This window comes from Pseudomonas sp. RGM 3321 (assembly GCF_022836805.1).
Classification (GTDB): Bacteria; Pseudomonadota; Gammaproteobacteria; order Pseudomonadales; family Pseudomonadaceae; genus Aquipseudomonas.
The window spans coordinates 104,499-118,430 of the sequence record NZ_JALHBH010000104.1; the positions used below are offsets into that span (position 1 = coordinate 104,499).

General features: G+C 57.8%; 14 protein-coding genes. 11 read left to right on the forward strand and 3 right to left on the reverse strand.

Annotation, left to right across the window (positions count from 1 at the left end):
* Position 1 precedes the first annotated feature (1 nt).
* Positions 2-280: a cell division protein FtsB gene (gene ftsB, locus RGM3321_RS10675; protein WP_002554710.1), complete on the forward strand. Its 279-nt coding sequence runs from the start codon at positions 2-4 to the stop codon at positions 278-280.
* A gap of 13 nt (positions 281-293) precedes the next feature.
* Complete coding sequence (gene ispD / locus RGM3321_RS10680) at positions 294-1,004, forward strand: 2-C-methyl-D-erythritol 4-phosphate cytidylyltransferase (protein WP_244393020.1); 711 nt, start codon at positions 294-296, stop codon at positions 1,002-1,004.
* On the opposite strand, the gene RGM3321_RS10685 is transcribed toward ispD, so the two are convergent.
* Positions 1,005-1,901, reverse strand: coding sequence for a LysR family transcriptional regulator (locus RGM3321_RS10685; protein ID WP_244393021.1), 897 nt, complete (start codon positions 1,899-1,901; stop codon positions 1,005-1,007).
* A gap of 104 nt (positions 1,902-2,005) precedes the next feature.
* Between RGM3321_RS10685 and RGM3321_RS10690 the strand changes: the two genes are divergently transcribed.
* The 8 genes from RGM3321_RS10690 to rpoS all read left to right on the forward strand — a co-directional run bounded on the left by RGM3321_RS10690 (position 2,006) and on the right by rpoS (position 9,240).
* The gene (locus RGM3321_RS10690) at positions 2,006-3,118 is read left to right on the forward strand and encodes an S-(hydroxymethyl)glutathione dehydrogenase/class III alcohol dehydrogenase (RefSeq protein ID WP_004666019.1); all 1,113 of its coding nucleotides are present in this window, start codon (positions 2,006-2,008) and stop codon (positions 3,116-3,118) included.
* A 96-nt stretch (positions 3,119-3,214) separates the two neighbouring features.
* Positions 3,215-4,060 (forward strand): S-formylglutathione hydrolase, encoded by an 846-nt coding sequence (fghA, locus tag RGM3321_RS10695; RefSeq protein ID WP_244393022.1) that lies wholly within the window; start codon positions 3,215-3,217, stop codon positions 4,058-4,060.
* Positions 4,061-4,112: 52 nt separating this feature from the next.
* Positions 4,113-4,586 carry a 2-C-methyl-D-erythritol 2,4-cyclodiphosphate synthase gene (gene ispF, locus RGM3321_RS10700; protein WP_002554705.1) on the forward strand — a complete coding sequence of 158 codons (474 nt, stop codon included), beginning with the start codon at positions 4,113-4,115 and terminating at the stop codon, positions 4,584-4,586.
* Entirely contained in the window at positions 4,583-5,641 is a 1,059-nt protein-coding gene (truD, locus tag RGM3321_RS10705) for a tRNA pseudouridine(13) synthase TruD (RefSeq protein ID WP_244393023.1), read from the forward strand. The genes ispF and truD overlap by 4 nt, the downstream gene beginning before the upstream one ends.
* The gene (gene surE / locus RGM3321_RS10710; RefSeq protein WP_244393024.1) at positions 5,629-6,378 is read left to right on the forward strand and encodes a 5'/3'-nucleotidase SurE; all 750 of its coding nucleotides are present in this window, start codon (positions 5,629-5,631) and stop codon (positions 6,376-6,378) included. Before truD ends, surE begins: the two co-directional genes overlap by 13 nt.
* 41 nt (positions 6,379-6,419) lie before the next feature.
* Positions 6,420-7,055: a protein-L-isoaspartate(D-aspartate) O-methyltransferase gene (locus RGM3321_RS10715; RefSeq protein ID WP_002554702.1), complete on the forward strand. Its 636-nt coding sequence runs from the start codon at positions 6,420-6,422 to the stop codon at positions 7,053-7,055.
* Positions 7,056-7,262: 207 nt separating this feature from the next.
* On the forward strand, positions 7,263-8,129 hold the full coding sequence (locus RGM3321_RS10720) for a peptidoglycan DD-metalloendopeptidase family protein (protein WP_002554701.1): 867 nt from the start codon (positions 7,263-7,265) through the stop codon (positions 8,127-8,129).
* 103 nt (positions 8,130-8,232) lie between these two features.
* The gene (rpoS, locus tag RGM3321_RS10725) at positions 8,233-9,240 is read left to right on the forward strand and encodes an RNA polymerase sigma factor RpoS (RefSeq protein WP_004657931.1); all 1,008 of its coding nucleotides are present in this window, start codon (positions 8,233-8,235) and stop codon (positions 9,238-9,240) included.
* Positions 9,241-9,741: 501 nt separating this feature from the next.
* Here the strand turns inward: rpoS and fdxA are convergent.
* Both fdxA and mutS read right to left on the reverse strand, forming a co-directional pair.
* Entirely contained in the window at positions 9,742-10,065 is a 324-nt protein-coding gene (fdxA, locus tag RGM3321_RS10730; RefSeq protein WP_002554692.1) for a ferredoxin FdxA, read from the reverse strand.
* A gap of 262 nt (positions 10,066-10,327) precedes the next feature.
* Entirely contained in the window at positions 10,328-12,895 is a 2,568-nt protein-coding gene (gene mutS, locus RGM3321_RS10735; protein ID WP_244393041.1) for a DNA mismatch repair protein MutS, read from the reverse strand.
* 470 nt (positions 12,896-13,365) lie between these two features.
* Between mutS and RGM3321_RS10740 the strand changes: the two genes are divergently transcribed.
* Positions 13,366-13,881, forward strand: a complete 516-nt coding sequence (locus tag RGM3321_RS10740) for a CinA family protein (protein WP_244393025.1) — start codon at positions 13,366-13,368, stop codon at positions 13,879-13,881.
* Positions 13,882-13,932 lie beyond the last annotated feature (51 nt).

The following is a 13,932-nucleotide window of genomic DNA, read 5'->3' on the forward strand; positions in this document are numbered from 1 at the left end:
AATGCGCAGTCCTAACTGGTTGTTCCTCGTCCTGCTCCTGTTGCTGGCTGGCTTGCAGTACCGCCTTTGGGTCGGTAACGGAAGCCTTGCGCAAGTGGCCAGCCTGACTCAGCAGATTGCCGACCAGCACGCTGAGAATGAGGTGCTGCTGGAGCGCAACCGCGTGCTTGATGCCGAGGTCATGGAGTTGAAAAAGGGTCTGGAAACCGTCGAAGAGCGTGCCCGACATGAACTGGGTATGGTCAAGGACGGCGAAACCCTTTACCAGCTCGCGCAATAATCAAGTTGGTGCAATGAAAGACTTTCTTCCTGCTTTCTGGGCAGTGATACCTGCAGCGGGCATTGGCGCCCGCATGGCCGCTGACCGTCCCAAGCAATATTTGCAACTGGGCGGCCTGACGATTCTTGAACACAGCCTGCTTTGCTTTCTCGATCACCCCCGGCTCAAGGGCATGGTGATCAGTCTGGCTGTAGACGACCCTTACTGGGCTGCATTGCCCTGCGCTAAAGATGCCCGCATTCAGCGGGTGGATGGCGGCAGCGAGCGCTCAGGCTCGGTGCTCAATGCGCTTCTGCACCTGCATGCGCAGGGCGCGAGCGACAATGACTGGGTGCTGGTGCATGACGCTGCGCGTCCTAATCTGGCGCGCAGTGATCTGGATAATCTGCTCGGTGAGCTGGCTGACGACCCGGTTGGCGGCCTGCTGGCCGTACCGGCCCGCGATACCCTCAAGCGTGCCGACAGCAGTGGTCGCGTGCTTGAAACCGTCGACCGGAGCCTGATCTGGCAAGCATTCACACCGCAGATGTTTCGCCTTGGGGCCCTGCATCGCGCCCTGGCGGACAGTCTGGTGTCGAACGTGAGCATCACCGATGAGGCATCGGCGATCGAGTGGGCAGGGCAGTCGCCGCGACTGGTCGAAGGGCGGTCCGATAACATCAAGGTCACTCGCCCCGAGGATCTTGAATGGTTGCGTCAACGCCGCAATGAGTTCGGCCGTTAGCTACTGTCGGTACTCATCGCGCATCGCCAATCCTTCTTTAAGGTAGTCCACCAGCTTGCGCACCTTGGGCGACAGGTGCCTTTGCTGAGGATAAAGCGCCCAGACGGCAGTATTGGGCGGTTGATGTGCTTCCAGCAGTGAAACCAGCGTTCCGGCGTTGAGGTGTTTTTGCACGTAATAGTCCGGCAACTGACACAGGCCGACCCCATGTAGCGCGGCATCCAGCACCGCCTGGCCGCTGTTGCAGCGCCAGTTGCCTTGCACCCTCTGAGAAAACTCGCGGCCATTCTGCTGAAGCTGCCAGGTATCACTGCCGCCGACCAGACAGTTGTGGCGGTTCAGTTCCGACAGGCTGTGAGGTCGTCCATAGCGTTCAATGTAGGAAGGCGCAGCACACAGATACATTTGCCGTGGCGCGAGGCGGGTTGCAACCATGCGCGAGTCCTGTAGTCGGCCCAGGCGAATCGCCAGATCCATCCCTTCATGCACCAGATCGAGCGTTTCATTGCTCAGCTCAATGTCGACCCGCAAGTGCGGATACAGGTCCATGAAACGTGTCACCAAGGGCGTGATGAAGCGCTCGCCATAAGCCACAGCGCAGGTCATGCGCAGCAACCCTTTCGGCTCGCTGGCCAGATCGCCTACAGCGCGCAGTGCCTCTTCGCGACCGTCCTGCAAACGTTGGCAGTGATGCAAAAACGTTTGACCAGCCTCGGTCAGCGCGACCTTGCGCGTACTGCGATAAAGCAAACGGGTTTGCAGTCGTTCTTCAAGGCGCACGATCTGGCGGCTGATATGTGACGAGGAAACGCCTAGCCGTTGTGCTGCCGCCGTGAACTGGCCGCATTCAGCGACCGCAACGAATTCGTCCAGACCTTCCCAGCGATTGGTGTGCATCAATTATCCCTGTACAGCATTAATGTTTTGCTTTTAGCCGTATTACTCGCCAATTGGCACTGTACTACACTGCAAACCTCGTTTTTACCCGTCGGAGAAGTTTGATGATCAAGTCGCGCGCTGCTGTCGCTTTTGAAGCCAAAAAGCCATTGGAGATCGTTGAAGTCGATGTCGCCATGCCCAAGGCGGGAGAAGTGCTGCTCAGAGTAGTGGCCTCCGGCGTCTGCCATACCGATGCCTACACACTTTCCGGTGCCGATCCTGAAGGGATTTTCCCATCGATCCTCGGCCATGAAGGCGGTGCGATTGTCGAAGCCATTGGCGAAGGTGTGACCTCTGTCGCGGTCGGTGATCACGTCATCCCGCTGTATACCCCGGAATGCCGTCAGTGCAAATTCTGCCGCTCGGGCAAGACCAACCTGTGCCAAGCGATTCGTGCCACTCAGGGTAAAGGCCTGATGCCGGATGGCACCACGCGCTTTTCCTACAAGGGCGAGCCGATTTTCCACTACATGGGCACCTCGACTTTCTCCGAATACACCGTACTGCCGGAAATCTCGGTGGCCAAAATCGACAAACAGGCACCGCTGGAAAAAGTCTGCCTGTTGGGTTGTGGTGTCACCACCGGTATCGGTGCAGTGCTCAACACTGCCAAGGTCAAGCCTGGCGATACCGTGGCGATCTTCGGTCTGGGCGGTATCGGCCTCTCAGCACTGATCGGGGCGGTCAAAGCCAAAGCGTCTCGAATCATCGCCATCGATATCAACCCGGCCAAGTTCGAGATCGCCAAACAGTTGGGCGCGACTGATTGCGTCAATCCGAAAGATTTCGACCGTCCTATTCAGGAAGTCATTGTTGACATGACCGATGGCGGGGTGGATTTCTCCTTTGAGTGCATCGGCAATGTACAGCTCATGCGTGCAGCGCTGGAATCCTGCCACAAGGGCTGGGGCGAGTCGGTCATCATCGGCGTGGCCGGTGCCGGTCAGGAAATCTCTACCCGTCCGTTCCAGCTGGTGACCGGGCGCGTCTGGCGCGGTTCGGCATTCGGTGGCGTGCGTGGCCGCACCGAACTGCCAAGCTACGTGGACATGGCGCAGACCGGCGAAATTCCGCTGGATACGTTCATCACCCATACCATGGGCCTGGAAGACATCAACAAGGCGTTCGACCTGATGCATGAAGGCAAAAGCATCCGCACCGTCATTCATTTTTGAGGAGCGGCGGCAAGCTGTCAGCTTCAAGCGGCAAGCACGAAGGTTTGTCACATGCTTGCAGTTTGTCGCTTGCAACTCGCAGCTGGAGGAAACGACATGCCTTTGGAAAATATTTCCTGCCAGAAAAGCTTCGGCGGCTGGCACAAGCGCTACAAGCATCATTCCCAAGTACTCGGTTGCGAAATGGTGTTTGCGGTCTATCTGCCGCCCCAGGCAGAGCAGGGCAGCAAGCTCCCGGTGCTGTACTGGTTGTCCGGTCTGACCTGCACCGACGAGAACTTCATGCAGAAAGCCGCAGCTCACCGGCTTGCGGCCGAGCTGGGCATCATCATCGTAGCGCCTGATACCAGTCCACGCGGTGCCGACGTAGCCGACGACCCTGACGGCGCCTGGGACTTCGGTCAAGGGGCGGGCTTCTATCTCAATGCCACCGAACAGCCTTATGCGCGGCATTACCAGATGCATGATTACGTCGTCAGGGAGCTGCCAGCGCTTATCGAAGAGCACTTCCCGGCGTCAGAGGCTCGCAGTATCAGCGGGCACTCGATGGGCGGGCATGGGGCGCTGGTCTGCGCACTGCGCAATCCCGGTCGCTACAGGTCGGTGTCGGCGTTCTCGCCGATCAGCAATCCGATCGACTGCCCGTGGGGGCAAAAGGCGTTTTCCCGTTATCTGGGCGAAGACCGTTCGCGCTGGCGCGAGTGGGATGCCAGTGTGTTGATTGCGCAAGCGTCGGAAAAACTGCCGACGCTGGTGGATCAGGGGGATCGTGACGACTTTCTGGTCAATCAGCTCAAGCCTGAAGTTCTGGTTCAGGCCGCCAGGGCTGCGAACTATCCGCTGACCTTGCGGATGCAGCCAGGTTATGACCACAGCTATTTCTTCATCGCCAGCTTCATCGAAGACCATCTAAGGCATCACGCTGAAGCCTTGAACAGCTAACGAGCGTCAAAGCAGGTAGAATCACGCCCTGACTTTTTTCAGGGCGTTTTTTATGCGTATTGGCCATGGCTATGATGTGCACCGTTTCGCTGAAGGCGACTTCATTACCTTGGGCGGCGTGCGGATTGCACACGGGTTCGGCCTGCTGGCCCATTCCGATGGCGATGTCCTGCTGCATGCCCTGAGCGATGCGCTTTTGGGGGCCGCGGCACTGGGCGATATCGGCAAGCACTTTCCTGACACCGATCCGCAATTCAAAGGTGCCGACAGCCGTGTGCTGCTGCGTCATGTCCTCAAACAGATCCACGGCAAAGGCTGGAAAGTCGGTAATGTCGACGCCACCATCGTTGCCCAGGCACCGAAAATGGCGCCGCATATCGATGCCATGCGTGCCTTGATCGCTGAAGATCTGCAGGTCGAGCTGGACCAGGTGAACGTGAAAGCGACAACGACAGAAAAACTCGGCTTTACCGGGCGCGAAGAAGGCATCGCGGTGCATGCCGTTGCGTTGTTGCTGCGCGCATGAATGAACTTGAACTGCTTGGCCCCAGAGCCTACGGCGATGCACTGGGTCGTGCAGCCCTAAAGGCGACTGCCGAAGACTTTCAGGTCGACGAGGTGCTGGACATTCCGCTTTCAGGCGATGGCGAGCATTTATGGCTGTGGGTTGAAAAACGCGGCCTGAATACTGAAGAGGCGGCACGTCGGCTGGCCCGGGCCGCGGGGGTGCAGTTGCGTACGGTCAGCTATGCCGGTCTCAAGGACCGCCAGGCACTGACCCGCCAGTGGTTCAGCATTCAACTGCCGGGCAAGGCCGATCCTGATCTGTCGGCTGCGCAGGACGATACGCTGCAGATTCTCAAAAGCACTAGACATAAGCGCAAGCTGCAACGCGGTGCTCACGCGGCGAATGGCTTTACGCTGCGGCTGACGCAACTGGATGCCGACACGGACGCTTTGAACCAGCGCCTTGAAACAATTGCCCGGCAGGGCATCCCTAACTACTTTGGTACGCAGCGGTTCGGTTATCAGGGCGGAAATCTTGGCGAGGCGCGCGATTACGCTGCCCGCAAGGCGCTGCCTGAGCAACGTGCGGTTCGTTCGCGACTGTTATCCACGGCGCGCAGCTACCTTTTCAATCGAGTACTGGCAGCCCGCGTTGCCGATGGCAGTTGGGAAAAGGCTCAGGTAGGAGATTTGCTGGCTTTCACCGACAGCCGCAGCTTTTTTCCGGCGGGCGTTGATGAGTGCAGCGATCCTAGGCTGGCGATTCTCGATCTGCACCCCACCGGGCCACAGTGGGGTGAAGGCCCTTCGCCAGCGGGCGGCGCGACGGCAGAGCTGGAAAATGCCATTGCCAATGATGAGTCTGCGTTGCGTGACTGGCTGGTCAGAGCGGGCATGGAGCACGAACGGCGCATCCTGCGACTGCCCATTGGGCGGCTGACGTGGCATTATCCCGAGTCTGACATTCTGCAACTGGAATTCGTCCTTCCGCCCGGATGCTTCGCCACCGTTTTAGTGCGCGAACTCATTGATCTGGTGCCGGTTGGGCAGACGGACAGCCCATGCGTATTCTGATATCAAATGATGACGGGGTGAACGCGCCCGGTCTTGTCGCGCTCCATGCGGCGCTGGCCGACTATGCCGAGTGCGTGGTGATCGCCCCTGATCAGGACAAAAGCGGTGCCAGCAGTTCCCTGACACTCGACCGGCCCTTGCACCCACATACACTGGCCAACGGCTTCATCAGTCTCAATGGTACGCCGACCGACTGCGTGCATCTGGGAATTCATGGGTTATTGGAGCGTCAACCGGACATGGTGGTTTCAGGTATCAATCTGGGGGCCAATCTGGGCGACGATGTACTGTATTCCGGAACGGTCGCTGCAGCGCTTGAAGGGCGTTTTCTGCAGCGCCCGTCGTTTGCCTTTTCGTTTTTGTCCCGTCAGCCGGATAATCTGGCGACGGCGGCGCATTATGCGCGTTTGCTGGTCGAGGCCCATGAGCAACTCGACCTGCCACCCCGCACGGTACTGAACGTGAATATTCCGAACCTGCCGCTTGAGCATATCCGCGGCATTCAACTGACCCGACTGGGGCATCGTGCCCGCGCTGCGGCACCGGTAAAGGTTGTCGATCCGCGTGGTCGTGCCGGCTACTGGATTGCCGCTGCCGGCGATGTCGAGGACGGCGGCGCTGGCACCGACTTCCATGCGGTCATACAGGGTTACGTATCGATTACGCCGTTGCAGCTGGATCGAACTTATCAGGACGGATTCAGCAGCCTGAATACCTGGCTGGAGGGGCTTCGTTGATGTCGCGCGAGCAGGATGACCTATTGCGTCGCGGGATCGGGATGACCTCGCAGCGCACCCGCGAACGTCTGATCCAGCGCCTCTGCGAAGAGGGTATTTCCAACCAGCGGGTGCTGGACGTCATTCGCAAGACGCCCCGGCATCTGTTTGTTGATGAAGCGCTGGCGCATCGCGCCTATGAAGACACAGCGCTGCCCATTGGCCACAACCAGACGATTTCCCAGCCTTACATGGTCGCGCGGATGAGCGAGCTGCTATTGGCAGCCGGTCCGCTGGACAAGGTCATGGAGATCGGTACGGGGTCGGGCTATCAGACCGCGGTGCTGGCACAACTGGTGGAGCGTGTATTTTCGGTCGAGCGTATCAAAGTCCTGCAGGACCGAGCCAAGGAGCGTCTGGTCGAGCTCAATCTGCGCAACGTGGTTTTCCGCTGGGGTGATGGCTGGGAAGGCTGGCCTGCTCTGGCGCCGTATAACGGCATCATCGTCACGGCAGTGGCAACCGACGTACCGCAGGCGCTGCTTGATCAACTGGCACCTGGAGGCCGGCTGGTCATACCGGTGGGTTCGGGAGAGGTTCAGCAATTGATGCTGATCATCCGTGAAGAAAACGGTTTTTCCCGGCACGTACTGGGGGCTGTGCGCTTTGTGCCACTGCTCAACGGACCGATCGCGTGAAGATTGTCTGCGGTAAACAGTGAATTCTGGCGTCAGTCATCGGTCTACAGCGCGCGGCCCGGAATGTTGAATGGCCTGATGGCATCATTCCATGTAGCTGATTGATACATAACAACGTTTTTTCAACGGTAATCACTGGCTGCCCGTCGCTATTACGGCACAATAGGCATCTTTTTTGAATTCAGTCACCAGTAAAGGGAGTGGCGGGTGAGTCTCACAGTCATTCAGCAGCTCAGGTCTTCAAGAAGTTATCAGCGTCTGGTGATTGGCATTGCTCTCAGTGTCCTTTTGGTCGGCTGCTCCAGCACGCCTTCAGGCGGGGTTCGTGTCGTTGATCGCAACGGCAATGCCGTTGCCCAGCGTCCCACGGTAACCACCGGCCAGTACGTGGTCAGACGCGGCGACACGCTGTTTTCCATTGCATTTCGTTATGGCTGGGACTGGAAAGCGCTGGCTGCCCGCAATCAGATCCCGGAGCCGTTTACTATCAAGCCAGGTCAGACAATTCGCTTTGACGGACGCTCATCTTCAACGCAGGACGTAGCTTCGACCTCCGGTGCAGGACGCCCGGTGACCTCTACATCAACCAGCACCAGCAGTTCCGGGTCCGTCAAAACTACGGTTATTTCCAAGCCTGTTGCGGTTGTACCTGTGGTGATACCCCCTTCTGCAACCACCGGGACAGGCCCGGCCGGCAAGTCTCCGACGGGTTGGACCTGGCCTTCAAGTGGCATTTTGATAGGAAAATTTTCCTCAAACGGCAGTTTGAATAAAGGAATTGATATCGCTGGTGATTTGGGACAGCCTGTTTTGGCAGCGTCTGATGGTTCAGTTGTTTACGCCGGAAGTGGATTACGGGGCTACGGCGAATTGATCATCATCAAACACAGCGATACCTACGTCAGTGCCTACGGTCATAATCGCAGGCTTTTGGTACGGGAAGGTCAACAGGTCAAGGCAGGGCAAACGATTGCCGAAATGGGGTCAACAGGAACTGACCGGGTGAAACTGCATTTTGAGATTCGCCGCCAAGGGAAACCTGTAGATCCATTGGGATTTTTGCCACGTCGTTGATAGTTGCCAGCCTGTTCCAGGCGTATTAGGAACAGGCTCAAGTGTTGCCATGGAATCAGGCGATGCTGGAGCTTGAGGTCGAACTCACCAAAGGACTAAAACAATGGCTCTTGGCAACGAAGCGCCGGAGTTTGACATCGATGATGAAGTGCTCCTTATGGAAGCCGGCATTGTCCTGAAGGAAGCGTCAAACGAGAAGCAGCCACCCGCTGCCTCTGGACGCACCAAGGTCAAGCATTCAACATCGCTCAAACAACACAAGTACATTGACTACACGCGGGCGCTTGATGCCACCCAGCTGTACCTCAATGAAATCGGTTTTTCTCCTCTGCTGTCCCCTGAAGAAGAAGTTCATTTTGCACGCCTGTCGCAAAGTGGAGACCCGGCCGGGCGCAAACGCATGATTGAAAGCAATCTGCGTTTGGTAGTGAAAATTGCCAGACGCTATGTCAATCGTGGACTGTCATTGCTTGACCTGATCGAGGAGGGCAACCTGGGGTTGATTCGGGCGGTTGAAAAATTTGACCCTGAACGCGGCTTTCGTTTTTCCACCTACGCCACCTGGTGGATTCGTCAGACCATCGAACGCGCGATCATGAATCAGACCCGGACCATCCGGCTGCCGATTCACGTCGTCAAGGAGCTGAACGTTTATCTGCGTGCGGCCCGAGAGCTGACCCAGAAGCTGGATCACGAACCTTCTCCCGAAGAAATCGCCAATCTGCTGGAAAAACCGGTAGGTGAGGTCAAGCGCATGCTCGGTCTCAACGAGCGTGTCTCGTCGGTGGACGTCTCGCTGGGGCCTGATTCGGACAAGACCCTGCTCGACACCTTGACCGATGATCGTCCGACCGACCCCTGCGAGCTGCTGCAGGACGATGATCTATCCCAGAGCATCGATCAATGGTTGTCTGAATTGACCGAGAAGCAACGCGAGGTTGTCATCCGCCGCTTTGGCTTGCGCGGGCATGAAAGCAGCACACTTGAAGATGTAGGGCTTGAGATCGGTCTGACGCGTGAGCGGGTCAGGCAGATTCAGGTTGAAGGGCTCAAGCGCCTGCGTGAGATCCTTGAGAAAAACGGGCTGTCCAGCGAGTCTCTCTTCCAGTAGCTATCTCTTCGTAACGTCAATCCAGGGCCGATATAACACATCGGCCTTTTTATATGTCTTTTGTCATTTCAATGTCGTGGGTCAATGCGTCAGCTCGTCCTTTCAGCTTTCAAAGCCTGTAAGTCATTGCGTACGCTTGTTGTAAGTGATTCATGTAACGAGAGTGAGGCTTGTCGCCAAGCAGCTGTTTTTACGTCTTTAACGCTTTGTTTTAAATGAAGATTTTATTTTAAAAGGCGATTGTTATGGAAATATTCTGGAGCGTTTGAGGTGTTGCTCTGCGGGGTTAAATCTCTAATATCGAAGCTGTGCCAACGGACAGGCACAGGCCATCAAGGATGACGGTCAAGGACATCGCGGGATGCGATTCATCAGGATGATGACAAGGGAATACAGGGATCAGGGAAAAAATGTGGGCGGGTCATACCGCCCCTTTTTTTATCTGCGAGAAACCGGATCGACAAAAAAGGCCCCCTTGAGGGCCTTTTGTCTGTATGGAGTCTAGCGTTCCAGATCAGCGATCTTGCCGGTTTTGCCATCCCACTCTGCCGCGTCCGGCATCGCGTCTTTCTTTTCGGTGATGTTGGGCCAGACCTCGGCAAGCTCCGCGTTGAGCTCGATGAAGTTTTCCATGCCAGCAGGAATCTCGTCTTCCGAGTAAATGGCCACGGCAGGGCACTCAGGCTCGCAGAGCGCGCAGTCGATGCACTCGTCCGGGTGGATCACCAGGAAATTCGGGCCTTCGTAAAAGCAGTCCACCGGACAGACTTCTACGCAGTCGGTGTACTTGCACTTGATGCAGTTGTCGGTGACGACGAAGGTCATTTCTAATTTTCTCCTCAGGCGGCTGCTGTGGCAGAGCCCTTCCAGACAGGGTTGCCAGGTTCGGGAGGTTTCCCGGCCCTATGAAAACACGTGCTTGTGGTGGGTGGCCTTGAGGCAGTAAGACTGCGTCGTCTGCTACCTCTCCCTGCTACCTACCGGCGGTTCGCTGCATTTTCACGCGGCTCGAAAAACGCCTCGACCAGGCTAAAAGCCGAGAGCGTCCCAAACCGCGCGGGATTCTAACAGTATGTAACGCTTCGCGTCACAGGCGAGTTTGCAATGTGTATAGCAAATCCAGCGCCTGTCGCGGGGTCAGGTCGTCGACTTTGACCTTCGACAGTTCGTCGAGCACCGGATGAGGCAGGCTTGCAAACATGTCGCTCTGCTGCGGGATCGCGGGCTTGCCGGGCTTGGCCCGTGGCTGTTCGTGCGGCAGGCTGGTGGTTTCCAGGCGCTGCAGATGCTCTTTGGCGCGCGTGATGACCTTGCCCGGAACGCCCGCAAGCTGGGCCACGGCCAAGCCATAGCTCTGGCTCGCTGGCCCTGGCAATACGCGGTGCAGGAAGACGATCCGCTCGTTATGCTCGGTGGCGTTCAGGTGCACGTTGGTCACCAGCGGTTCGCTTTCCGGCAGCACTGTCAGCTCGAAATAGTGCGTCGCGAACAGTGTATAAGCACGCAGTTGCGCCAGACATTCCGCCGCTGCCCAGGCCAGAGAAAGGCCGTCGAAGGTGCTGGTACCGCGTCCGACTTCGTCCATCAGCACCAGGCTTTTGTCGGTAGCGTTGTGCAGGATGTTTGCCGTTTCGCTCATTTCCACCATGAACGTCGAACGCCCGCCGGCCAGGTCGTCGCTGGAGCCGATACGGGTGAAGATCCGGTCGACCAGCGACAGTTCGCAGTTGGCAGCAGGCACGAAACTGCCGATATGCGCCAGTAGTACGATCAGCGCCGTCTGGCGCATATAGGTCGATTTACCGCCCATGTTCGGGCCGGTGATGACCAGCATGCGGGTGCTTTCATCCAGCGCCAGGTCGTTGGCGACAAACGGGGTGCTTAGTACCTGTTCTACGACCGGGTGACGGCCCTGCTCAATGCGCATGCAGGGCTCGGCAACGAACCGTGGGCAGTTGAGGTCCAGATTCAGCGCGCGTTCTGCGAGGTTGCTGAGTACGTCCAGTTCGGCCAATGCAGTTGCTGTGTCCTGCAGCGGCGCTAGATGGCCGATCAGGTCTTCAAGCAGCGCTTCATAGAGCATCTTTTCACGTGCCAGTGCGCGGCTTTTAGCCGACAACGCCTTGTCTTCGAATTCCTTGAGTTCAGGCGTGATAAAGCGCTCGGCGCCCTTCAGGGTCTGGCGGCGTATGTAATCAGCCGGGGCCTGCTCGGCCTGTTTGCTCGGCAGCTCGATGAAGTAGCCGTGCACGCGGTTGTAACCGACTTTCAGGTTGGCGAGACCGGTACGGGCCTTTTCGCGGGCCTCCAGATCGATCAGGAACTGACCGGCGTTTTCACTCAGCGATTGCAGATCATCCAGCTCAGCGTCGTAGCCGGTTTTCAGAACACCGCCGTCGCGGATCACGGCAGGCGGATTGTCGATGATTGCGCGCTGCAGCAGATCGGCGAGTTCCGGATAGGTGCTGGCATTCTGCGCAAGTTGTTGCAGGTGCGGGGCTTCCAGGTCGATCATCGCCTGTTGCAGTTCGGGCAGGGCGCTCAGTGCGTCGCGCAGACGCGCAAGGTCCCGTGGCCGCGCGTTACGTAGGCCGATACGCGCCAGAATCCGCTCGATATCGCCGATTTCCTTGAGCTGCGGTTGCAGGTTCTCGAAGCGGTAGCGCTCCAGAAAGCAGGTAATGGACGTCTGGCGTGCCTGAAGAATTGTCAGGTCACGCAACGGCCGGTTCAGCCAGCGGGTCAGCAGCCGCGTTCCCATTGCCGTCTGGCAACGGTCCATGACCGATTGCAGCGTATTGTCGCGGCCACCGGACAGGTTGGTGTCCAGCTCCAGGTTGCGCCGACTGGCGGCATCGAGGATTACCGTGTCGTCGAGGCGTTCGTGACGCAGGCTGCGCAAGTGGGGCAGGGCAGTACGCTGGGTTTCTTTCGCGTAGCTGAGCAGGCAGCCCGCAGCACCGATGGCCAGCGTCAGGTTTTCGCAGCCAAAACCCTTCAGGTCCTGGGTTGAAAACTGCTGACACAGACTTTTGTGGGCTGAGTCGCGCTCAAAATCCCACGGCGCACGACGTCGCGCACCACGGCGTTTTTCGGCAGGCAGACCTTGCGGCCAGTCGTCCGGAATCAACAACTCGACCGGGTTAATGCGTTCAAGCTCGGCCAGCAGGTTCTCCCAGCCCTTGATCTCCAGCACAGTAAAGGTGCCGCTGGTGATGTCCAGTACGGCAAGGCCGAACAGGCGTTCGTCACCCAGCACGGCGGCAATCAGGTTATCTCTGCGCTCATCGAGCAAGGCCTCGTCGCTGATGGTCCCGGGCGTAATGATGCGGACTACCTGACGATCCACCGGGCCCTTGCTGGTGGCAGGGTCGCCGATCTGCTCGCAGATCACCACCGATTCGCCCAGCTTCACCAGCTTGGCCAGATAGCCTTCGGCGGCGTGGTAAGGAATCCCGCACATGGGGATGCTCTGGCCTGCCGACTGACCGCGCGCCGTCAGGGTGATGTCCAGCAGCTTGGCGGCTTTCTTCGCATCTTCGTAGAAGATCTCGTAGAAATCGCCCATGCGATAAAACATCAGTTGATCCAGGTGCTGGTTTTTGAGTTTCCAGTACTGCTGCATCATCGGAGTATGTGAAGAGAGGTCGGAAATTGCTTTGTTCATCAGTGGCTTAGGCAAGTTCTTGAGAAGAGTGAGGCAACCTTGAGGCATGACGGGTGGTCCCTCCTTGAATCGAGGGGCGTCTGCCGGGTATGTGCGATGGCCGCAAGGTTATCACGCTCAATCAGGCGGTGCAGTTACAGCGTATCTTCCGCTCATTGGTGACCGGACGTTTCCCGACAGCCATGAACCTCGATTTGGCGTATAGACTTTCATCGCTGCCACTCGATAACCGTACGGCACGCTATAAAAAAGGACTTTTATATGAAAAACAAACGAGCAAGGGATTCCGTCAACGGGCGCTTCATCCCGTTGGAAGAAGCCAGAAAAAGGCCGAGAGAAACGACGGTCGAAACGGTCAAAAAGCCCGAACGCAGGAAAGATGCACGATAAACCGGCAATGGCAGACCCGCTTCAAGGCGGCTGCCTTGTCTCAGGAATCACTTTTACAGGCTTCCAGCATGAATGAGGACACCGTGGACGAGATAACCGGGCTGGCCGATACGCTTGGCAGACTTCTCGGCGCAATGAACGCTCAAGTGACCACCGCCGAATCCTGCACAGGAGGCGGAATCGCCGAGTCGATCACGCGCATCGCCGGTAGCTCGGCATGGTTCGAGGCGGGCTATGTGACTTATTCAAATGCCCAGAAGACCCGACAATTGGGCGTGCCCGAGGCACTGTTCGCAGAGGCCGGGGCGGTCAGTCAGCCTGTGGTCGAAGCCATGGTGCGAGGTGCGCAGCGTGAAAGTGGCGCGCGATTCGCTGTCGCGGTCAGTGGTGTTGCAGGGCCTGGCGGTGGTTCGCTGGACAAGCCGGTCGGTACTGTATGGCTGTGTTGGGGCAAGGATGACGCGCTTGTCGCACAGCGTCGCCAGTTCGATGGCGACCGGGATCAGGTCCGTCGACAGACGGTCGAAGCCGCTCTACAGGGGCTGATACAGCTTGCGCGCGGAGAAATGCCAAAACAGGGGTAGGCGCGCGCTCATCGCTGTGGAATAATACTGTCTACTTATACAGGTGTTGTG

Excerpts from the sequence above, each read along its gene's own strand:
- RGM3321_RS10740 (WP_244393025.1), top strand. The coding sequence starts at position 13,366 with ATGAATGAGGACACCGTGGACGAGATAACCGGGCTGGCCGATACGCTT.
- ispD (WP_244393020.1), top strand. The coding sequence starts at position 294 with ATGAAAGACTTTCTTCCTGCTTTCTGGGCAGTGATACCTGCAGCGGGC.
- RGM3321_RS10690 (WP_004666019.1), top strand. The coding sequence starts at position 2,006 with ATGATCAAGTCGCGCGCTGCTGTCGCTTTTGAAGCCAAAAAGCCATTG.
- surE (WP_244393024.1), top strand. The coding sequence starts at position 5,629 with ATGCGTATTCTGATATCAAATGATGACGGGGTGAACGCGCCCGGTCTT.
- ftsB (WP_002554710.1), top strand. The coding sequence starts at position 2 with ATGCGCAGTCCTAACTGGTTGTTCCTCGTCCTGCTCCTGTTGCTGGCT.
- rpoS (WP_004657931.1), top strand. The coding sequence starts at position 8,233 with ATGGCTCTTGGCAACGAAGCGCCGGAGTTTGACATCGATGATGAAGTG.
- RGM3321_RS10715 (WP_002554702.1), top strand. The coding sequence starts at position 6,420 with ATGACCTCGCAGCGCACCCGCGAACGTCTGATCCAGCGCCTCTGCGAA.
- fghA (WP_244393022.1), top strand. The coding sequence starts at position 3,215 with ATGCCTTTGGAAAATATTTCCTGCCAGAAAAGCTTCGGCGGCTGGCAC.
- RGM3321_RS10685 (WP_244393021.1), bottom strand. The coding sequence starts at position 1,901 with ATGCACACCAATCGCTGGGAAGGTCTGGACGAATTCGTTGCGGTCGCT.
- truD (WP_244393023.1), top strand. The coding sequence starts at position 4,583 with ATGAATGAACTTGAACTGCTTGGCCCCAGAGCCTACGGCGATGCACTG.
- ispF (WP_002554705.1), top strand. The coding sequence starts at position 4,113 with ATGCGTATTGGCCATGGCTATGATGTGCACCGTTTCGCTGAAGGCGAC.
- fdxA (WP_002554692.1), bottom strand. The coding sequence starts at position 10,065 with ATGACCTTCGTCGTCACCGACAACTGCATCAAGTGCAAGTACACCGAC.